The sequence below is a fragment of the Streptococcus sp. bf_0095 genome, assembly GCF_004166885.1.
Lineage (GTDB): Bacteria > Bacillota > Bacilli > Lactobacillales > Streptococcaceae > Streptococcus.
The window spans coordinates 25,370-47,611 of record NZ_RCYU01000002.1; the positions used below are offsets into that span (position 1 = coordinate 25,370).

General features: G+C 43.2%; 16 protein-coding genes and 1 riboswitch. Of the genes, 2 read left to right on the forward strand and 14 right to left on the reverse strand.

Annotated elements, in window-relative coordinates:
- Positions 1–22: 22 nt before the first annotated feature.
- From EAI95_RS04815 to EAI95_RS04850, 8 genes are all read right to left on the reverse strand, one after another.
- Complete coding sequence (locus tag EAI95_RS04815; protein WP_129822369.1) at positions 23–1,180, reverse strand: ABC transporter substrate-binding protein; 1,158 nt, start codon at positions 1,178–1,180, stop codon at positions 23–25.
- A 93-nt stretch (positions 1,181–1,273) separates the two neighbouring features.
- Positions 1,274–1,558 carry a DUF2129 domain-containing protein gene (locus tag EAI95_RS04820; protein WP_023024043.1) on the reverse strand — a complete coding sequence of 95 codons (285 nt, stop codon included), beginning with the start codon at positions 1,556–1,558 and terminating at the stop codon, positions 1,274–1,276.
- A 275-nt stretch (positions 1,559–1,833) separates the two neighbouring features.
- Positions 1,834–2,424 carry an ATP-dependent Clp protease proteolytic subunit gene (locus EAI95_RS04825; protein ID WP_129822370.1) on the reverse strand — a complete coding sequence of 197 codons (591 nt, stop codon included), beginning with the start codon at positions 2,422–2,424 and terminating at the stop codon, positions 1,834–1,836.
- Positions 2,425–2,586: 162 nt separating this feature from the next.
- Positions 2,587–3,216: a uracil phosphoribosyltransferase gene (gene upp / locus EAI95_RS04830; protein WP_023024048.1), complete on the reverse strand. Its 630-nt coding sequence runs from the start codon at positions 3,214–3,216 to the stop codon at positions 2,587–2,589.
- A gap of 100 nt (positions 3,217–3,316) precedes the next feature.
- Positions 3,317–5,977, reverse strand: a complete 2,661-nt coding sequence (gene mgtA, locus EAI95_RS04835) for a magnesium-translocating P-type ATPase (RefSeq protein ID WP_129822371.1) — start codon at positions 5,975–5,977, stop codon at positions 3,317–3,319.
- A 221-nt stretch (positions 5,978–6,198) separates the two neighbouring features.
- Positions 6,199–6,353: riboswitch (M-box (ykoK) riboswitch) on the reverse strand.
- Positions 6,354–6,381: 28 nt separating this feature from the next.
- Complete coding sequence (locus tag EAI95_RS04840) at positions 6,382–7,563, reverse strand: MalY/PatB family protein (RefSeq protein ID WP_129822372.1); 1,182 nt, start codon at positions 7,561–7,563, stop codon at positions 6,382–6,384.
- Positions 7,564–7,572: 9 nt separating this feature from the next.
- Positions 7,573–8,667, reverse strand: coding sequence for a cystathionine gamma-synthase (locus tag EAI95_RS04845; RefSeq protein WP_048689723.1), 1,095 nt, complete (start codon positions 8,665–8,667; stop codon positions 7,573–7,575).
- Positions 8,668–8,807: 140 nt separating this feature from the next.
- Positions 8,808–10,436, reverse strand: coding sequence for a polysaccharide biosynthesis protein (locus EAI95_RS04850; protein ID WP_129822373.1), 1,629 nt, complete (start codon positions 10,434–10,436; stop codon positions 8,808–8,810).
- An 86-nt stretch (positions 10,437–10,522) separates the two neighbouring features.
- Here EAI95_RS04850 and EAI95_RS04855 point away from each other — a divergent pair, with 86 nt between their 5' ends.
- A complete protein-coding gene (locus EAI95_RS04855; RefSeq protein ID WP_023027132.1) occupies positions 10,523–11,968 on the forward strand; it encodes a UDP-N-acetylmuramoyl-L-alanyl-D-glutamate--L-lysine ligase in 1,446 nt (481 codons plus the stop codon).
- Positions 11,969–12,001: 33 nt separating this feature from the next.
- Here EAI95_RS04855 and EAI95_RS04860 read toward each other — a convergent pair whose 3' ends face one another.
- The 4 genes from EAI95_RS04860 to pflA all read right to left on the reverse strand — a co-directional run bounded on the left by EAI95_RS04860 (position 12,002) and on the right by pflA (position 15,071).
- Complete coding sequence (locus tag EAI95_RS04860) at positions 12,002–12,652, reverse strand: DUF1803 domain-containing protein (protein WP_023027133.1); 651 nt, start codon at positions 12,650–12,652, stop codon at positions 12,002–12,004.
- Positions 12,636–13,148 carry a YiiX/YebB-like N1pC/P60 family cysteine hydrolase gene (locus EAI95_RS04865; protein WP_129822374.1) on the reverse strand — a complete coding sequence of 171 codons (513 nt, stop codon included), beginning with the start codon at positions 13,146–13,148 and terminating at the stop codon, positions 12,636–12,638. Before EAI95_RS04865 ends, EAI95_RS04860 begins: the two co-directional genes overlap by 17 nt.
- Before the next feature lie 64 nt (positions 13,149–13,212).
- Positions 13,213–14,148, reverse strand: coding sequence for a manganese-dependent inorganic pyrophosphatase (locus EAI95_RS04870; protein WP_023024057.1), 936 nt, complete (start codon positions 14,146–14,148; stop codon positions 13,213–13,215).
- Between the two features lie 128 nt (positions 14,149–14,276).
- Positions 14,277–15,071, reverse strand: a complete 795-nt coding sequence (gene pflA, locus EAI95_RS04875; protein WP_023024058.1) for a pyruvate formate-lyase-activating protein — start codon at positions 15,069–15,071, stop codon at positions 14,277–14,279.
- 359 nt (positions 15,072–15,430) lie between these two features.
- Here pflA and EAI95_RS04880 point away from each other — a divergent pair, with 359 nt between their 5' ends.
- A complete protein-coding gene (locus EAI95_RS04880) occupies positions 15,431–20,317 on the forward strand; it encodes a glycoside hydrolase N-terminal domain-containing protein (protein WP_129822375.1) in 4,887 nt (1,628 codons plus the stop codon).
- A 209-nt stretch (positions 20,318–20,526) separates the two neighbouring features.
- On the opposite strand, the gene EAI95_RS04890 is transcribed toward EAI95_RS04880, so the two are convergent.
- Positions 20,527–21,330, reverse strand: a complete 804-nt coding sequence (locus EAI95_RS04890) for an ATP-binding cassette domain-containing protein (RefSeq protein ID WP_129822376.1) — start codon at positions 21,328–21,330, stop codon at positions 20,527–20,529.
- A 13-nt stretch (positions 21,331–21,343) separates the two neighbouring features.
- Positions 21,344–22,237: an ABC transporter permease gene (locus EAI95_RS04895; RefSeq protein ID WP_023024061.1), complete on the reverse strand. Its 894-nt coding sequence runs from the start codon at positions 22,235–22,237 to the stop codon at positions 21,344–21,346.
- Between the last annotated feature and the right edge of the window lie 5 nt (positions 22,238–22,242).

The following is a 22,242-nucleotide window of genomic DNA, read 5'->3' on the forward strand; positions in this document are numbered from 1 at the left end:
TTGTACAAACAACAAATGATAATTAAGGTTTAACCGACTCGACTGACTCAACTTTACCATCTTTTAAGCCAATCATAAGTGCAGATTTAACCGGATTATGGTCTTTGTCAATAGACATTGTACCAGTAACACCTTCCAAGTCTTTCAACTTCGCAAGGTTGTCTTTCAATTCGACAGAGTTCTTAGCGCCTTTAGATGCTTCCGCAATCATGTAAACTGAATCATATGCCAAAGCAGCAAACATTGAAGGTTCTTCGTTGTATTTCGCTTTATAAGCTTCTACGAATTTCTTGGCTTTATCAGTCATTTCACCTTCAGTAGAGAATCCAGCTACGTAGTAGATGTCTGTAGCTGCAGCAGTTGTTGCTTGTTCAACGAACTTGGCATCACTAAATCCATCACCACCGATAATTGGTTGTTTGATTCCCATACCACGTGCTTGGTTTACGATCTTACCAGTTTCAGTGTAGTACCCTGGAAGGACAATCGCATCGAAGTCTTTATCTTTGATTTTTGTAAGGGCAGCTTGGAAGTCTGTGTCCTTAGATTGGAAAGTTTCTGTCGCTACGATTTCACCTTTATAAGATTTCTTAAAGGCTTCAGCAATCCCTTTCGCATAGTCAGATGAGTTATCGTAGTAAAGAACAACTTTCTTGGCTTTCAAGTTTTCAGTTGTATATTTAGCAATGATTTGTCCTTGGAAGCTATCGATGAAGGTTGCACGGAAAAGGTAATCTTGACCTTTTGTCAAATTGTCTTGTGTTGCTGATGGAGTTACCAATGGAACACCTGCTTTACCAGCATTGGCAACCGCTGCGGCAGTAGCACCTGAAGTCGCAGGTCCTACAAGAGCGTTCACTTTTGATTGAGTGACAAGGTTTGTAGTGATGGTAGCTGCTTCAGCTGTTTCAGATTTGTTATCTTTGTCTGTGACAACAATCTTCTTACCATCAGCTCCACCATTAGCATTGATTTCATCAACGGCCAATTGAGCACCTTTTTGTTCAGCACTACCATATGCTGCTACTTCACCAGTTTTTTCAAAGTTAAAACCGATTTTTAGTTCTTTGCCGATTTCGTTACCAGTTGTGTTTGAACCTGAAGTTGAAACTTCACCACAGGCAGCAAGAAGAGCGACACTTGCAATTGTTAAAAATGAAAGAGCAAATTTATTCTTCATTTGTAATAATCTCCTTAAATAATTCTTTAAATAAATAGATATTAAGAATATACCGAATTATCTGAAAATTGTCAATATAAAAAACGCAATCCTTTAAATGATTGCGTTTTCTCCTTGTGTTTCATCCTTTTGACGATGCAAACTTCCCACAAAATCACGATCCAATTCTTGAATATGGCAAATTTGTACCTTCTTTACAAAGCGTTCTTTTTTTAATTGCTGCACGATTTCAAGGACTTGAGGACTATCAACATAGACCTGTACATAGCGCATTTTTTTGGAATGATAGATCACATCCCCAATTCCCTGTAATTTCTTTGCATCTCGATTATAATACAATTTTACAATTAAGCCTGTTCTAGCTTGCTTCTCAAACATATACAATCCCTTTCTGCTTCTGTTACAAGTATAGCAAATTTCAGGTAAAAATTCTATCTTTTTCTAGAAAGACTAAAAAAGGGGCTGGGACAAAAGTCCTAGCCTCTCAATTATCTTTGGATTGTCGAACAAGACGCAGTGGTTGAGTGGGCTCTACTACGCTGATTTCATCAGCTTTTACAGCCCTACTCAACTGTGCGGAGGTGGGACGACGAAATCGAATTCTAACGAATTACCGATTTCTGTCCCACTCTCAGCTTTGTGGTTAAGTTTCCTTATCTAAGATTGTTGTTGGCCATGATTTCATCGATGAAACCATAAGCTAAGGTTTCTTCTGCAGTCATCCAATTATCCCGTTCTGCATCAGCGTGGATTTTCTTGATGGTTTGACCTGAATTTTCTGCCAAGATTTTTTCCAATCTGTGACGTGTTTTCAACAAGTGTTCTGCAGCAATCGCCATATCTGTTTGTTGGGTACCGCCACCAGTACCACCCATTGGTTGGTGGATCATGTACTCAGCATTTGGCAACATGAAACGTTTGCCTTTGGTACCACTTGATGCAATCACAGTTCCCATTGAAGCAGCCATCCCCATAACAATAGTTTGGACGTCTGATTTGATAAAGTTCATGGTATCGACGATAGCCAACCCTGCAGAGACAGAGCCTCCTGGCGTATTAATATACATATAGATATCTTTGGTATTATCTTGGGCATCCAAGAAGAGCAATTGGGCAATAATCGAATTGGCCATTTGGTCTTCTACCGGTCCTGTTACCATGATAATACGGTCTTTTAATAAGCGGGAATAGATGTCGTACGAGCGTTCGCCACGACTGGTTTGTTCAATAACTACTGGAATCATTCATTCATCTCCTTTTATCCATTATAACCGGCACCACCTCATGAGTTTCATCCGGTTGATTCGAGAGGCTAGCTCTCCTTCCAATCTTTATAAAAGCTATTATATCCCATTGGTCAACAAAGGTCAATTTTTTACTTTCCCAAAGAAGGATTGGATAGGCGCTTATTTGGTACCAAACAAGCGGTCCCCAGCATCTCCAAGGCCTGGAACAATGTAGCCATGATCATTCAAGTGGTCGTCGAGGGCTGCTGTAAAGATATCAACATCTGGATGAGCTTCTTGAAGTGCTTTCACCCCTTCAGGTGCTGCCACCAAGCAGACAAACTTGATGTGGCTAGCTCCACGTTTTTTCAAAGAATCAATCGCAAGAATAGCTGATCCACCGGTTGCAAGCATTGGATCTACTACAAAGATGCGACGTTGATCAATATCTTCTGGCAATTTCACCAAGTATTCAACTGGCTTCAAGGTTTCTTCATCGCGGTACATTCCAATATGACCAACTTTGGCAGCTGGTACCAAACTCAAGAGCCCATCTACCATCCCGATTCCTGCACGAAGGATTGGGACAATTGCTAGTTTTTTACCAGCAATTTGTTTTTGAACCGTTTTTGTGATAGGTGTTTCGATTTCTACATCTTCAAGAGGAAGTTCGCGCAACACCTCGTATCCCATCAACATAGCAATTTCATCAACTAATTCACGAAAAGCCTTTGTAGAGGTATCAGTCCGACGCAAAATAGACAATTTATGCTGAATAAGTGGATGTTTAATAACTTCAAGTTTTCCCATTGTGGTTCCTTCTTTCTCTATATTCATCTTATTATATCAAAAAGGAAGAAAAAGGCCTACAAATATGCAAACCTTTTCTTTTCTTATTTTAATAGCTATCTTATAGCCACTCCTTGTACTTACCAATATAATAGTGTTTGACCAGGGTGACGCTTGCCATATAAAGGAAGAGAATCCCCACAAGTAATAGGAAATAGAGAGCATTCAGTGGCGCTACTTTTAACAAGGAAGCCAATGGGCCATATGGTAAGAAGGTAACCAAGAGCGCGCCCAATAGGGTCGTTGCCATGACAGCAAAAGCTGGTCGACTTTGAACAAAGGGCAATTTTGGAGAACGAAGCATGTAGATTACCATGGTTTGGGACCACATGGACTCGATAAACCAGCCTGTTTGAAAGAGCATAATGAAGAGTCCTGCACTATCTGCACCATGTACATAGCCATATCCCGTAATCATTGGTACGATAACAAAGTAGAGAATGATAAAGGTCAGGATGTCAAAGACAGAGGAAATAGGACCGAACCAGGCCATAAAGCGGGTAATGGATTTTGCTTCCCAGATTCTTGGTTTCTTCAAAAAGTCCTTATCCACTCGGTCAAAAGGCAAGGCGATACAGGAAAGGTCGTAAACCAAGTTCAAAACGATGAGATGGATAGGGGCCATCGGAAGGAAAGGAAGGAAAATACTGGCAAAGAGAAGAGAGAAGATATTCCCAAAGTTGGAAGAAACGGTCATCTTGATGTACTTGGTCATGTTGGCATAGACTTTGCGTCCTTCTACCAAGCCTTTTTCAAGGACCATCAAGTCCTTATCCAGAAGGATAACATCTGCTGTTTCTTTAGCAATATCAACGGCTGTATCAACCGAAATCCCCACATCTGCCACCTTCATGGATGGAGCATCGTTGATACCATCTCCCATATAGCCGACCTTGTGGCCATTTGCTTTGAGTTGAAGGATAATGCGTGCTTTTTGATCTGGAGACAATTTTGCAAAGACGGTAGTGGTTTCAACTGCCTGGGCTAACTCTGGGTCAGAAAGACTGTCAATATCGCTACCCAGCAAAATGCGGTCCACATCCAGACCCACCTTTTCACAAACCGCTTGGGTCACTTTCTCATTATCACCCGTAAGGATTTTAGTAGCAACTCCGTATTCCGCAAGGGTATTGATGGCTGGTGCTGCAGATGGTTTTGGTGGATCCAAGAAGGCTAGATAACCCGTCAAGATCATATCCGCTTCATCCGCTACTTCAAAGGCATAGCCTTCCTCAAGGTTTGATTTGTAGCTGACACCTAGCACGCGCAGACCTTGCTCATTCAGCTGAGCTACTTCTGCCAAGACTTCTTCTCGCACTTGGTCTGTTAGGGGAATAATCTCATCCTTGTATTCTACATAACGAGACACTGCTAACATTTCTTCCAAGGCTCCCTTGGTGACCATGCTCACAAGGCCCTGCTCATCCTTGACGATGACACTCATCCGCCGGCGTTCAAAGTCAAAAGGCAGTTCATCAATCTTTTGGAAGCTTTGATCTAAACCTCTGACGATTTCATGTTTCTTAGCTTCTCGTTCTGTCCGACTGATAATGGCCCGGTCCATCAAATTTTTAAGACCCGTTTGGAAGTAAGAGTTGAGATAGGCCCGACGAAGGACGGACAAATCGAGCTCCCCATGAATATCAAGTGGGTATTCGAGTACAATCTCATCTTGAGTCAAGGTTCCCGTCTTATCCGTACAGAGGATATCGATAGCCCCTAAGTCTTGGATGGCGTTGAGCTTTTTGATGACCACTTTTTCTTTGGCCATGATAATGGAGCCCTTGGCCAAGCTAGCGGTGATAATCATAGGAAGCATTTCCGGAGTCAAGCCCACCCCTACACTGAGGGCAAAGACACCCGCTTCTAGCCAGTCCCCATCTGTCAAACCATTGATAAAGAAGACGATGGGCACCATCACCATCATCAGTCGAATCAACAACCAAGAGATGGTGTTCATTTCTCGTTCAAAAGAGGTTGGTTCATCGTAGGTATTAATGGTTTGCTCGATCGCTCCCATCATGGTTTCATCCCCAACGACCAAGACCAAGGCTGTTGCTCGACCTGAGATAACGTTGGTCCCCATGAAAGCTAGACTCTCACTCTCTAGGAGACTGTCTAGATTTTGGCTAGTCGCCTTTTTTAAACAAACTTTTTCGACAGCATCACTCTCACCAGTCAAGCCGGATTGTTGAACGAAAAAGTCTCGTGAATCTAGTAAGACCACATCTGCTGGAATCATGTCACCTGCACTCAGTTTGATCAAGTCCCCCACGACAATTTCGTCGATAGGGATTTCTGCTTCCTTGCCTTCTCGAATCACCGTTGCTGTATTGACAATCATTCGAGAGAGATTGCTAGCAGCCTTGTCACTTCGCAACTCTTGGACAAAGCGAATCCCCCCTGAGAGAAGAACAAGGACGACGATAATGAGAGAAGTCGTTGGGTCTTCCTCTCCTGGTTTGGCTAACCAAACATTGGTCACCAGAGAAACAAGGGCAATGAGAAGAAGGATGACTGTGAAGGGATTAATGATGGATTCAACAATCCGTTTCCAGATAGAGCTTTCCTGTCCCTTGGTGAGGACATTTTCTCCATAGCTTTCCCGATTTTCTTCTACTTGGTCTTCCGTCAAGCCAGACCAGCTAGATTGATAGTTGGCTAAGGTTGTTGTTTCTGCATCTTGCAATGCAGCAATGAATCTTTCTTTTGTTGTTTGCATTGGAATCTCCTTTTAAATCAGGAGCCAAACGCTTATAGAGTCCCGATGACACAAATCAGCGATTGGCTGGCTATGTGCGGCTCGGGATGATCGTCGATTTGTATCATAGTGTTCTCCTTTTCTACTTGATATTGAGAGGGTTCTTATGCATAAGAAAAGAGCCCTCCCTCATTCAGGTAGGACTCATGAAACTCGTCGTTTATTTTTTAATAAAATTTCTCAAAAAATAGACCGTCCAAGCTTTAGCTCCGCAAGGCGATGAAATGAGCTTAGTCTTGACCTTTGCGATCAGGACTGTTGACCAACGAGTAGTGTCTCCACTGCTTTGCGGTAGTCATCCGTATCCTTGCGGTAGCCTCACCTACCGTTATTCTCCTTGAGTATACTCCTCCCCTATAGAAAAGTCAACCCTCACATGAACCTTTTTTAGGAAAGGCAGTAACAATCCGATTAACAATCTCTTGAACCAGGGATTTCGGAGCCGCCACATTTAGTCGAGCATGCTGTTTCCCTTCGACCCCAAAGTCTGTTCCTTTATTGAGGATGACCTTGGCCTGATCATGAAGCCGAGCGTGTAATTCTTCCTCAGACAAACCGTAGGCAGAAAAATCAAGCCAGAGTAGATAGGTCCCTTGCGGTTTCATCACACCAATATCTGTCTGCTCGCGCAAAACTGCTACAGTGTAGTCGATATTTTCTTCCAAGACTTCCTTTAAGTCCTCTAACCAAGCCTTTCCATTCTGATAGGCCACTTCTGTGGCGATAAAGCCAAGGGCAGAGATTTCATGCTGGTTGTTTCGCAATTGCTGAGCTTGGAAGGATTTCCGAAGTGCATCATTTTCGATGATGGCATAGGAATTTTTTGTCCCTGCGATATTGAAAGTTTTGGTTGCACTCGATAAGACAAGGGTGAAATCCTTAAAGCTTGGATCTACTGTATTAAAGGACACATGTTTGTGACCAAACAGGGCTAAATCTTGGTGAATTTCATCGGAAACAAGCAAGACCCCATGTTTTTGACAGAGGCGACCAATCTTTTCTAGGACTTCTCGTTCCCAGACGCGACCGCCTGGATTATGAGGATTGCACAGGATGTAGAGTTTGACTTGGTGCTCTTCAAAGTCTTTCTCCAATTGCTCAAAATCAATTTGGAAGAGTCCATCCACTTCTACTAAGGAATTGGTCACTAATTTGCGTTGATTGAGGCGGACGCTACGGGCAAAGGGTGGATAAACTGGCGTATTGATGAGAACAGCCTCGCCTTCCTTGGTGAAAGCCTGAATAGCCGTTGAAATAGAGGGAACAACTCCTTCCATAAAGACAATCGCTTCCTTCTCAAACACATATCCATGTTCTGTCTTTTCCCATTCTTGAACAGCTCGGTAAAGTTCCTCACTAGGATAGGTATAGCCGTAGACTAATTGATCCGCGTAATCTCGAATAGCTTGTCCAACAGCAGGTAAGGATTCAAAATCCATATCGGCAATCCAAGCAGGAAGGAGTTCCGAATCTTGTTCTGACTCCTTCCACTTGCTAGTGTGGTGCCCCAAACGATTAGGGACAGTCAAAAATTGTTCTTTTCCCATGATGGACTCCTATCTAGCCAATGCTTGTTCTAAATCCTCTATCAAATCCCTTGCATCTTCAATTCCGATGGAAAGGCGAAGCAAATCATCCGTTAAACCATAGGAATGACGAACCTCTGCAGGAATATCTGCATGGGTCTGAGTCGTTGGGTAGGTAATCAAACTTTCCACCCCACCCAAACTCTCTGCAAAGGTAAAGACCTGCAAGTGGTTCAAAATGGTTGGAATCTTTTCTTGGTGGCTTACTTTAAAGGAAACCATGCCTCCCTTGCCGGTATACAAAACTTCCTTAACAGCTGGATGCCCCTTCAAGAATTCCACTACCTTCTTCGCGTTTTCTGTAGAGCGCTCCATTCGAAGGGCTAAGGTTTTTAACCCACGGATTAATTGGTAGCTGTCAAAAGGAGAGAGAACAGCTCCAGTTGTGTTTAAGTTATAAAAGAGTTGCTCATAGAGACCTTCATCATCAGTCACTACAACACCAGCCAAAACGTCATTATGACCCGCTAGATATTTGGTCGCTGAGTGAAGGACGATATCTGCTCCTTCTTCAATTGGACGTTGGTAGATAGGGCTATAGAAGGTGTTGTCTACAATCACTTTTGCCCCTTTTTCATGAGCGAGTTTAGCTAATTTCTGGATGTCAAACTCCAGCATGAGTGGGTTAGTAGGCGTTTCAATATAGAGAATATCCACCTCTCCCTTCAATCCCTCTACCAATTCTTCTTCAGAATTTGCATAGGTAAAGAAAAAGCGTCCTTCTTGTTCCATTTGGTTGAACCAACGGAAAGAGCCTCCATAAAGATCTCTTACTGCCAAAACCTTACTGCCAACAGGAAAAATACTAAAGGCTAAGACAATGGCAGACATACCTGAGCTCGTCACCAAGGCATGCTCTGCACTCTCAATAGCTGCCAAGGTCTTTTCAGCGTTTACCCGAGTCGGATTCTTGGTACGGATATAGTCAAAACCAGTAGATTGACCAAACTCTGGATGCTGGTAAGTGGTTGAAAAATGAAGCGGAGTAATCAAAGCCCCTGTTGCTGGATCCGACTTGATTCCCGCTTGAGCTAGGATGGTGTTAATATTCTTTTTGTGACTCATACAAACCTCCAATGGACGTAAATTCAATTGTCTCTATTGTATCACTTCTTTAGATGATTCGGTTTTTCCTTTTTCAAGAGCTAGATATAGCTTCAAACTATAATGAAAAAAAGAGGTGGGATAGCCCCAACCTCTACTGGTTATGAAATATGAAATTTATTTCGAAGACTAGCTGCCTTGCTACCAATGAAGCGATCTAAGAAACGAAGACGAAGACCGAGGCCACCGTATACGACGATTCCCACACCACCAATCAGAGATACATAAATCATGCTTGTCACTCGACCATTTGGTTTGATGACCAAGCCAAGGATAAAGCCTGCAACTAGGACCACCAAGAGCATGATCAAGGTGAGAATGGCTGTCAATAAGCTTCGTTTGAAGACTGTCTTGCGATTGAAATGAGTCACCTGATGAATTTCCTTGTACATAAGAACAATCGGAATCATGAGACCAATTGTAGTAGAAAGAAGAGGACCATAGGCTTTAAAGACATAAATGAACGGTACTTGGAGAATCAGTTTTACCAATACTCCATAGCCAAAGTAAAGAATTGCCTTCCGATTTTGGAAAAGAGCCTGGATCATTGGAGAGAGAACCGTATACAAACCTAAAATAATCGTCTGTAGCATGGCTAGGATAAAGAGTCCCAAAGCCAGGGAATCTGGTTTCCCGTAAAAGACCGTATAGAGAGGCTCTGCAATGGCTACTGCTCCAATCGTCGCTGGAAGCAAGAAGGCTACTAGCATGGTCAAATTATCTTGAACCAGCTTACCTGCAGCCCGGAAATCACCCTTGACATAGTTCTCTGTCAGGAGAGGGATTCCCACCCCACCGATCGATGTCGCAACTGCAATTAAAATCATGGTGATCTTGTTCGGATTCGCTGAAAAGTAGCTGAACTGAACCAACAACTCTGAACGAGTGAAGTTGGTGAACCAAGACATGACATTGCTATAGGTCATCTGGTCGATAATTTGGAAGAGTTGAATGGCTGATCCTGTCACAATGAACGGAATCGCTTCACGAATGGTATCCCACAAGAGAGCCTTGGTATCAATCTGGCTATCAGACTCCGGGCGATGAATAATGTGCTGTAGAAGCCCTGTTTTCCAGAGGTAATAGACGAGGACTAGAAGACTCGCTCCCATCCCAATAAAGGCTGCAAAAGTGGACTGGGTAACGGCTTCAACGTAATCACCTGAGCCGACCTTCATAATGAAGTAGGCTGTCAAGAGCATCCAGATAACCCGAATCACTTGCTCAGCAATTTGACTGATGGCGTAAGGTTTCAGATTGTTATGCCCTTGGAAGAAGCCACGAATGACACTCATGGAAGGGAAAATCAAGACTGCCCAAGACAGGCTCTGCATGACAGGGATTAGGTCTTTCCCACCTCCTGATAGGTTTGCAAAGACTGGAGAAAGCACATACATGATAATAGCAAAAACCAAGCCCAATAAAGACATGAACTTAAGGAAGCCACGAATCATGGCAAAACTGTGCTCTTCTTGCCCCTTGGTATTGTACTTGGCCACCTGCTTAGCGACTGCTACTGGGACGCCTGCTGTTGAAATCAGCAAAAACCAAGCGTAGATATTGTAGCCCATGGTAAAGAGACCGTTTGCCTCTGCACCATGTTTGCCCATCCAGATATACCAAGGGATGATATAGGCCGCTCCTAAGAGACGACTAATGAAATTACTGGCTGTTAACCAGACAGTTCCACGGAGCATTTGGGCCTGTTGATTACTTGTTTCGTTACTCATATGTTTCCTCTACTTTATAGTCTTCTTTCATTATAAACTTTTCCTTTACACTTGTAAAATAAGGGCTTTCAGTTTAAAATAGGATTATGATGAAGATAGAAACTGTACTAAACATTTTAAAAGAGGATCACAACTTTCGTGAGATCCTGCAAGACGGAGAATACCACTATTCTGCAAGTGGTGTTTCTTTTAATCAAATTAGCTACGATAGTCGAAAGGTCAACGCTGAGACCCTCTTTTTTGTGAAGGGGGCAAATTTCAAGAAGGAATTTTTGGAGCAAGCGATCGAGCAAGGTTTACAGTGGTATGTCGCTGAGCAGGACTTTGAGGTCAGCATCCCGGCCATTATCGTTACGGACATTAAACAGGCTATGAGCTTAATTGCCATGGAATTCTATGGCCACCCTGAGCGCCAGCTAAAACTCTTAGCTTTTACAGGGACCAAGGGCAAAACCACTTCTGCTTACTATGCCTACAAGATTCTTGAGCAAGGCCATCGTCCTGCCATGCTATCCACTATGAATACAACCTTGGATGGCAAGACCTTCTTCAAATCAACCTTGACCACCCCAGAAAGTATCGATTTGTTTGAAATGATGGCCCAGGCAGTTGCCCATGATCGGACTCACCTGATTATGGAGGTCTCTAGTCAGGCCTATCTAGTCAAACGTGTTTACGGACTCACATTCGATGTTGGTGTCTTCCTCAACATCAGCCCTGACCATATTGGACCGATTGAGCATCCAAGTTTCGAAGACTACTTCTACCATAAACGTCTCTTGATGGAAAATAGTCGTGCTGTTGTCGTCAATAGTGATATGGACCATTTTAACATTCTTGCGGAGCAGGTGACTGAGCAAGACCACGACTTCTACGGTAGTCAATCGACCAACCAAGTCCACAACTCAAAAGCCTTTAGCTTTTCTGTCACTGGCAAGCTGGCAGGGGATTATGATACCCAGCTCATCGGCCACTTCAATCAAGAAAATGCTGTAGCTGCAGGTCTCGCCTGCCTTCGTCTAGGAGCGAGTCTTGAAGACATCAAAAAGGGGATTGCCAAAACCCGTGTTCCTGGCCGGATGGAAGTCTTGACTCAAAAGAATGGGGCAAAAGTTTTTATTGACTATGCCCATAATGGAGATAGCTTGAAAAAACTGCTCTCTGTTGTTGAAACCCATCAGACAGGAACGATTTCACTGGTCCTTGGATCAACTGGGAATAAAGGAGAGAGCCGCCGCAAGGACTTTGGCCTGCTCTTAGAAGACCATCCTGAGATCCAAGTCTTCCTCACAGCGGATGACCCCAACTATGAAGATCCTTTGGCTATCGCTGAAGAGATTAGCAGCTTTATCACGCGCCCTGTCGAGAAAATTGCAGATCGCGAGCAAGCCATTCAACTGGCGATGGCAACTACCAGCAAGCCTGAAGATGCCGTCATTATCGCTGGAAAAGGAGCTGACTGCTACCAAATCGTCAATGGCGTCAAAGAAGAATATCCAGGTGATGCTGCTATTGCTGAACGTTATCTCTAATCAAATAAGGCTAGGAAAATTTCCTAGCCTTTTCTAGTGTTTCAAAAATATCAGTCTTTCCTTGTCCAAGTCCACTGCTAATTCATATTTGCCTTCATCATTTTTTCGGATATAGCCTAAGACCTCTAAACTATCGACAAAGATGTCTCTGCGCTTTTGCTGGACTTCATCTTTTTTGAGGAACTTGAGCAAAAAGCTGGTCATATACTTGAGTGCATATTCGGGATTGACATCTCCCAAGATGGCATAGAGTTTCTCTTGAACCTCCGTCAAAGGGTATTGGTGTTTCACCTTGTAAAAGTAATTGGACAGGGTCTGTGCCTTTCGCTCAAAGTCTGTCTCTTCTATGAGAATCGCTGTATTGGTCGTGTTGCGAAGTTCCGTTTGGAAGACCTTGGCTTTCAGTTCCTGATAAAGGTCACTCTCCTCTCGGACAAAGACTTCTTGATCCAAGTCGACTGCTTCAGCAGATTCCAAGAAAGGCAGGCTGAGGATGTAGCGTTTATTTTCTCGAAGGATGAAGCCCGCTTTGATATATTCTTCCATCAGCTTGTCCACCGGCTGATCTGGAAATTGGGCCTTGATTTGCCGCAGGATCACATCATTCTGCTGATCCAGATAGTTGATCAAATCCTTAAAAAAAGGCTGACGTGTCAAACGTGTGGGATTAATGATTGTAATCATCCGTATATCTTTCTTTAAACTGTAGACGGGGAGACTGGGCTAACTGACTGGGATTAGTACCAGGCTGATTCAGAGGTGCAGCTAATCCTAGTTCTTTATAGTAATCTCTCCAGAAATCACTAATCTGCTGCTCATCATCACCAAACTTCATGGGAATGGTCTCAAAGATAGGGAGCAGTTCAGCGATGAACTGGGAACAATAGAAGCCATCTCCATTTGGGTAAAAGGAAACATTGTAGGGAGCACCTAAAAGGTTTTCTGCTCGCTTTTTGACTTCTTTGTCATCAATCTCTGCATAGCGGTATAGGTCATATACCTTCTCAGTTTCAAAGAAATCTTCAGAGGACTGGGCCAGGACGCCACCTTCCACCGTGGCATGATAGAACTTTCCATCCAAAAAGATGGCCACATGGCTATAGTTCCCAGTAGATGCCTGGATGGCCTGTCCCATTTCCGTATGATCCCTCACAAAAATCAAATCGCCAGATTCTAACATAGTCTCCTCCTAGCAAAAAAGGAGCCGAAACTCCTTTTTTAACAATGGGTTATCCCGTTTATCATTAAGCATTAAAGCTTTCAGTCAATTGTGGTACCACTTGTTTCTTACGAGAAACAGCACCTGGAAGGAAAGCGTGGTTGTTTTCAAGTTTGAAGTTGAAGGCTGCTTCCACCTTGTCCATATTAGCACCAAGAGCCAAAATTTCTGAGTTAGAGTTGACGATGTCTGTAATCATCAAGACAAAGTCAGAGTATCCGTTAGTTGCAATTGCGACTTGGATAGCTGCTTCGATTTCAGCTTGACGTTCCAATACTTCGGCAATATCAACTGTATTGACTTGAGCCACACGGACATTGTTGCCGTTCAATTCAAAAGTCTTAGCATCGATGTCGATCAATTCTTCTGCAGATTTGCTTGCCAAGTTTGTACCAGCCTTGAGCATGGCAAGACCGTATTCTTCCAAGTTCACACCAGCCAATTCAGCCAATTCAGGCGCAATCACTTTATCAGATGGGTGAGTTGTTGGAGATTTCAAAAGAAGGGTATCTGAAATCAAACCTGAAAGCATCAAACCTGCAATTTCTTTTGGAACAGCTACACCGTGTTCTTTGAACATGCGGTAAACGATAGAAGATGTTGATCCAACTGGTTCCAAACGCATGTAAAGTGGGCTTGCAGTTTCAAAGTTAGCCACACGGTGGTGATCTACCACACCGTAAACTTCTACTTCAGCGATATCTGAAACAGATTGTTGGAATTCATTGTGGTCCGTCAAGATGACTTGCTCTACACCTTCTGCCTTAGCAGATGTAATCACGCGTGGCGCTTCCACACCAAAATAATCCAATACAAAGGCTGTTTCTTCATTTGGAGTTCCAAGAGCCACTGCTTCTGTATCCAAACCATAAGCTTCTTTTGCAAGATAAGCAAAGGCTACAGATGAGCCAATAGCATCTGAATCAGGGTTTTGGTGACCCAAAACAAGAATTTTTGACATGTTTCTACCTCTTCATTTTCATTTATAGATTCACTCTATTTTAGCACGTTTTTCCGTTTAAAGAAAGGGAATAGTGATGCATTTCATCAGAAAAAAGACAGCTGGAAGAACCAACTGTCTCGATCTATTTATCCTTTAACCCGTTTCAAGTAATCTTGGTAGCTTTCAGTTTCCATCAAGTCCTTAGCATTCTGAACTCGTTCTTTTGTTGGAGGTTTTACTCCTTCTAGGGAATAAGGAATGCCCAATTCTCGCCATTTGAACTCACCCATGGTATGGTAGGGAAGAATTTCAAATTTATCAACATTTTTAAGGGTTTTGACAAATTTACCAAGTTCGATCAAATCATCATCTCGGTCTGTCAAACCTGGCACCAAGACGTGACGAATCCATACTGGTTTGCCAATATCAGACAAATACTTGGCACAGGCCAAAATATTCTTGTTTGTTTGACTGGTTACAAATCTGTGACGTTCATCATTGATTTCCTTAATATCAAGGAGCACCAAATCGGTCACTGCCATCAGTTTGTCAAATTTTTCCAAGTAACGAGGGGTATTTCGGAAAGGCAGAGCACAGGTGTCTAAAGTACAGTGGATGCCCAGCTCTTGAGCCTTGGTAAAGAAGGCAATCAAGAAGTCAATCTGAAGCAGGGCTTCTCCGCCACTGACAGTGATCCCACCTTTTTGGCCCCAAAAACCACGATAGCGAAGGGCTTCTTCCAATACATCATCTACTGTTCGTTCACGAGACTTGTTGGTTTCCATAGCCCAAGTATCCGGGTTATGGCAATACTGACACCGCATTTGACAGCCTTGAAGAAAGACAATAAAACGGATCCCTGGTCCATCTACAGCACCGAAGCTTTCCGTAGAGTGTACCATTCCTGTTACTTTTCCATAGTCAACTGTTTCATTTTCCATGTCTTGTCCTTCTCTCTTGAAAACGTTTTATGGTCTTATTATAACATGATTCCTTGTGAATAAAAGGATTTTGACTAGTTTTTAGAAAATAAACTGTTTTTCAATTTCATACCATTGTATTAGTACAGGTCATTCCAGTCGGCCTTACTCTTACCGATTCTCTATGGCAAAAATCAATAGCTTATTTATCTCCTATTTCTCTACTATTTTAAGAAATAACACTCTCAAATATGCATCTTACCTAAATGCTATTGACATTTTCCTGTTTCCCTATTAAATTGGATATGATAGAAATAAATATGAAGGGACTGTCTTTAACTAAAAATGTAAGCGGTCTCAAAAAGCTAGAGGAGAGTTCTATGGACAAAAGATTTTTGGAAAAATCCTGTCGTTATAGTATCCGCAAACTAACTGTTGGTACGGCTTCTGTTTTATTAGGAGCCATTTTTCTCGGCTCACACCAGGTAGGTGCTGATAGTATTGTTGGAAGCCAAAACGAAAGCAACCACCTTGAAGCTACCCCAGCCATAGAGAGCCCGACTGATGGAACTGGAGAAGCCAAACCAGAAAATCCGTATATCGCTCCTATTTCTGAAGAAAAAAGCTCGTCACCTGATACAGAAGTTCAAAGCAAGCATACAGCCACTTCGACTACTTCGATTGAGGCAACTGAAGAAAGGGAAACTATGAAAATTGAGACTCCCGTGGCCAAACAAACAGATTATCATTTAAGCTACAATCAACCTGCTGCTGCTAGCTATGATGGGTGGGAAAAGCAAGCCCTCCCAGTCGGAAATGGAGAAATGGGTGCTAAGGTTTTCGGACTCATCGGCGAGGAAAGAATTCAATACAACGAAAAAACTCTTTGGTCTGGTGGACCACAACCGGATAGCACCGACTACAACGGAGGAAACTACCAAGATCGCTACAAAGTCTTGGCAGAAATCCGTAAGGCCCTTGAAGCTGGAGACCGCCAAAAAGCGAAACAGTTAGCCGAAGAAAATCTAGTAGGCCCAAACAACGCTCAATACGGACGCTACTTATCTTTCGGTGATATCTTTATGGTCTTTAACAACCAAAAGAAAGGTTTGGAGAACGTTACCGACTATCACCGTGACTTAGATATTACCGAAGCTATCACGACTACTTCTTATAGCCAGGATGGAACCACCTTTAAACGCGAAACCTTCTCTAGCTATCCAGATGATGTTACTGTGACCCATTTGAGTAAAAAAGGGGATAAGACCCTCGATTTTACCCTTTGGAATAGCTTGACAGAGGATTTACTTGCGAATGGTGACTACTCTTGGGAATATTCGAATTATAAACAAGGGGCAGTCACGACCGATTCAAATGGTATCTTGCTCAAGGGGACTGTCAAAGACAATGGCCTTCAATTTGCCTCCTATCTTGGAATCAAAACAGATGGACAAGTCACTGCCCAAGATGGCTATTTGACTGTCACCGGAGCCAGCTATGCGACCCTTTTACTCAGTGCCAAGACTAATTATGCTCAAAATCCAAAAACCAATTACCGCAAGGATATTGATGTAGAAGCAACTGTCAAATCGATTGTCGAGGCGGCTAAAGCCAAAGATTATGAAACTCTAAAACATGACCACATCAAGGACTACCAACGTCTCTTCAATCGTGTTCAACTAAATCTTGGCGGTAATAAGTCTAACCAAACGACAAAAGAAGCTCTCCAAACCTATGATCCTACAAAAGGGCAACAACTAGAAGAGCTCTTCTTTCAATACGGACGTTACCTCCTCATCAGTTCGTCTCGTGACCGGACAGATGCCCTTCCTGCCAACTTGCAAGGAGTCTGGAATGCTGTAGACAATCCACCTTGGAACTCTGACTATCACCTCAATGTCAACCTACAGATGAACTACTGGCCTGCCTATATGAGCAATCTTGCAGAAACTGCCAAGCCAATGATCAATTATATTGATGACATGCGCTACTATGGCCGTATCGCTGCCAAGGAATACGCTGGTATCGAATCCAAAGAAGGACAAGAAAATGGTTGGTTGGTTCATACCCAAGCAACGCCATTCGGCTGGACAACTCCTGGTTGGAATTACTATTGGGGCTGGTCTCCTGCTGCCAATGCTTGGATGATGCAGAACGTCTATGACTACTATAAATTCACCAAGGATGAGACCTATCTTAAAGAAAAGATTTATCCAATGCTCAAGGAAACGGCCAAGTTCTGGAATTCCTTCTTGCACTACGACAAAGCAAGTGACCGTTGGGTATCTTCTCCATCCTACTCACCAGAGCATGGAACTATCACGATTGGGAATACCTTCGACCAGTCTCTGGTTTGGCAGCTCTTCCACGACTATATGGAAGCAGCCAAGCATCTCAATGTCGACCAAGACTTAGTTACCGAAGTGAAGGCTAAATTTGACAAGCTCAAACCACTTCATATCAACCAAGATGGCCGCATCAAGGAATGGTACGAAGAAGACAGTCCTCAATTTACGAATGAAGGCATTGAAAATCACCACCGTCACGTTTCTCATCTGGTTGGTCTCTTCCCAGGTACTTTATTTGACAAGGATCAGCCTGAATACCTAGAGGCGGCACGCGCAACCTTAAACCACCGTGGAGATGGTGGAACGGGTTGGTCTAAGGCCAATAAGATCAACCTCTGGGCTCGTCTGCTTGATGGAAATCGTGCCCATCGTTTATTGGCAGAACAGCTCAAATCCTCAACCCTAGAAAATCTCTGGGATACCCACGAGCCTTTCCAAATCGATGGTAACTTTGGTGCCACTAGCGGGATGGCAGAAATGCTCCTTCAATCCCACACTGGCTACATTGCCCCATTACCAGCCCTTCCAGATGCCTGGAAAGACGGGCAAGTTTCAGGTCTCGTGGCACGTGGCAACTTTGAAGTCAGCATGAAATGGAAAGAAAAGAATCTTGAGACATTAGCTTTCCTTTCCCATGCAGGTGGAGATTTAGTCGTCGATTATCCAGACATCGAGTCGAGTATTGTCAAGATTAATGGGAAAGAAATCAAACCTACTCTTCTGAAGGGCAATCGGATTCAGATTGCCACTCAAAAAGGGGATCAGGTTACCTTTGAAAAGTTACCAGAGAGGGTCACCCGCCTATCTGCCGTGAGAAAAGATGCTGTAACTGCTGAACTCGATTTCAATCCAGTTAAAGATGCGACTCACTATGTCATTCGTCGAGAAAGCAAAGATGAAAGCAGTGACGCTCCTTCTGTCAAAGAATTCCTAACCAATGTCACTCATTTCATTGACCGCTCCATTGATTCTCTTCATAGCTATAGTTATAGCGTTAAAGCTATGATTGGGGAGCGCTCAAGGCAAACATCAGAAGCCGCATCAATCCAACCAGTTGTCGAATTGATGGACGATAGAGATCCTCGTGTTCAATACGGTCCTGCCTTCAATAACTGGGAAGATGCTGACTTGTATGCAGGAACTGAAAAATACGCCGACCTATCCCTTGATAGCTACTCTGACAAAGATGCAACTGCTAGCATCTCTTTCAATGGACGAGGAATTGAAATCTATGGTCTCAAATCGTCTGAATTAGGCTTAGCAGAAGTCCAAATCGATGGAAAAAAAGTGGGAGATCTGGATTTCTACACATCTGGAGAAACGGAAAAAAGCGCTCTAATCGGTCGTTTTACAGGACTTCCTGATGGAAATCATATCCTAACTCTGACCGTGAAGAAGGAGCACTTAAACCGTGGGAATGAACGCTCAAAAATTTCCTTGGATTATTTTAAAATCTATCCTGGTCAAGACGCGACTGTTGAAAAGATGGATGACAGAGATCCTCGTATCCACTATGGTTCTTTGTTCAAAGACTGGAATGAATCAGGCTTATATCAAACGACAGAAAAATACGCGACTCTCCAAAACGTAGATCCATCTCAGTATTCTGAGGCCAAAGCAACCATTCCATTCACTGGTACAGGTATTCGTATTTACGGCTTAAAATCTTCTGACTATGGAAAAGCCTTAGTCACCATAGATGGAAAAGAAATGCCAAGTTTGGACTTCTACTCAAGTGATGACTATGAAAAGAATGTATTGATTGGCGAGTATACAAACTTAAGCAATGGAAATCATATTCTCACCTTGACAGTGGATCCTAACTCTCCAGATGGTAGAAAGATGATTTCTCTGGATTCATTTGACATATTGAAGCCAGCAACAGTATCCCTAGATACTCCAAGTCTAGCCCCAATACAAGCAGGCGATCAAACCATTACCCTCACACTTCCGTCTGGAGAATGGGATGCTATTGCTGTACAATTCCCTGGTACAAAGGATCCTGTTTTCCTCAAGAAAACCGATGACCAACACGTCACCCTATCAGATGGAAATCGAGTGTTGCCGATTAAAAACCAGCAAATTGAACTCCCAATCCCAGAAACTGCTCATCAAAAACAAGATCAGATCATCTCAGCCTATGCCATCCGAGGGAAAACCATCACTAGTCCAGTGGTCTCTCTCTTACCTGCTCTTGTGACAAGTTTGGGAGAGGAAGAACCACCTGTAGTAACCCTTCCTGAGTACACAGACCCAATCGGCACAGCTGGACAAGAAGCACCTATCCTTTCTCTACCTGAATATGTCCTGCGGGTACTGAAAGACCAAGCCAGCAAGGTAGAGGTCATTAGTGGAGAAAATGAGATTGGAACAGAAAGTCATTTAGAGATCCAAAAGGTCCTTGACCAAGGTCTCTTCGGCGAGACCTACGATGCTTTCAACCTTCAACTGAGGGATAAAGAGGGAAATCCAGTTCCAGTGAAGGGAAGTGTATTGGTTCGACTTCCACTATCAGGAGAAGTGAAGCAACTCTATGTCTTGACTCCTGATCAAGGTCTCCAACCATTAGAATTTACACTTCGAGAGGGCATGATTGAATTCATGGTCCAAGAGTTAGGAACCTATGCTATTGTCTATAAGACAAAATTAGAAACTGGACCATTCATTTCAAGTCTTCCTGAAAAAGTGGATTCTGCTTTTTCAGGAAGCAAGGGACAATATACTCCTCTTTCAGAGCATCCTAGTCCAACGAATACCAGTGATGCTTTGATGAGTGTTCCAACCTCTAAACAAGATCAGACTTCGCAAGGACAACTTCCAAGAACGAATACTGAACACAGCAGTTCATACCTACTCTTCTTAGCGGGTCTTAACCTTGTTCTCGCAGCTAGCTTCCTAGAGAAAAAGAAACAGGATTAGCTAAATGTGGCTAACAACATCAATACAAAGAGGCTGGGACAAAAGTCCTAGCCTCTCAATTGTCTTTGGATTGTCGAGCAAGACGCAGTGGTGAGTGGGCTCTACTACGCTGATTTCATCAGCTTTTACAGCCCTACTCGACTGTGCGGAGGTGGGACGACGAAATCGAATTCTAACAAATGACCGATTTCTGTCCCACTCTCTTTATTTTATCCCAATACCAATTCGTCACTCACCAAGGTTTCACCACTGTTCTGATGGAAAAGGCGCATCAAGTCTTCCACTGTTAGGTTTTTCTTTTCTTCTCCTTTTACATCGACCACGATTTTCCCTTGATAGAGCATGATCAATCGGTTGCCATATTCGATAGCATGGTTCATATCGTGTGTAATCATCAAGGTTGTCAAATCATGACTTTCCACGATCTTTTGCGTCAATTCCATGACCATTTCACTGGTCTTTGGATCGAGCGCTGCGGTATGTTCATCTAGAAGCAAGAGTTTCGGTTTGACTAAAGCTGCCATGACCAAAGTAAGGGCCTGCCGTTGTCCCCCTGATAAGTATTGCGTATCCACTTTGAGTCGATTCTCCAACCCAATATTGAGTTCCTTCAAAGCAGCTTTAAATTCTTCGCGATCTTTTTCTTTGACCCCCCAACTAAGGCCCCGTTTTGCTCCACGTTTTTTAGCAATGGCCATGTTTTCTTCAATGGTCAAACGGGAAGCCGTCCCCATCTTAGGATCCTGGAAAACACGGGCGATCTCCTTAGCACGCTTCCGAACACTGGTCTGCTTAATAGATTTTCCTTCTAACAGGATATCTCCTTGGTCCACTTGCAAGCCACCTGCCAGAATGTTCATCAATGTCGATTTCCCGGCTCCATTTCCTCCGATGACGGAAATGAAATCTCCTTCTTCTACTGTCAGGTCCAAGCCTTTGAGAACATGGTTTTCATTGACTGTTCCTGCTTCAAATGTCTTATGTATATCTTCGATTTTTAACAATGTTGCCATCTATCTTCTCCTTTTAGTTGCTGGTTAATTTTAATCCACGAATCTTGAGACGTTTCTGGGCTTCTGGTGCAAACAAGACCAAGGCCAAGAGAATAGCATTAAACAAACGGACTAAGTTTTGGTCTAAGTTTGGAATTTCATAGATATTGAGGATAATGAGGCGGTAAACAATTGCCCCCACTCCAATCGAAAGTAAGCGTCCTCCAATGGTCAAATCATGGATCAAGACTTCTGCTAGAATAACGGCGCTAAGTCCTACGACGATGGTCCCTGTACCAGAAGTCACGTCTGAGAAGCCATCTGTTTGAGCGAAGAGAGCCCCACACAATGCAACCAGTCCATTAGAAATCATATAACCGAAAATCTTCATGGTGTCCACATTCACCCCATTGGCCTCACTCATTGGGATATTGTCACCCGTTGAACGAAGAACCAAGCCAATCTGAGTTTTCATTAAGAGAGTCAAAATCAGGCAGACCAATAACAAACAAGAAAGACTAACAGCAAAGACAGCAGCCTCATTAGACAAACCCAGCCCCATCACAGACTTGAAGATGGTACTTGAATCTCCAATAGATAAATTAGGAACACCCCCCATGATCTTAATATTGATCGAATAGAGGCCAGTCAGTGTCACAATCCCTGTTAAGAGAGCGGGGATCTTCATCTTAGTATGAAGGAGGCCAGAAACTAGACCTGCTAACATCCCTGCAAAAATAGAAAATAGGGTTGCTAGCCATGGGTTTTGACCCGCTTGAATTTGGGATGCAACGACTGCCGCTCCAAGCGGGAAAGCCCCTTCTGCTGTCATATCCGCTATATCTAAAATGCGGAATGTTAAGAATATACCAATGGCCATAATCGACCACAATAAACCTTCAGATAAACTTGATAATACTAAATCCATCATCC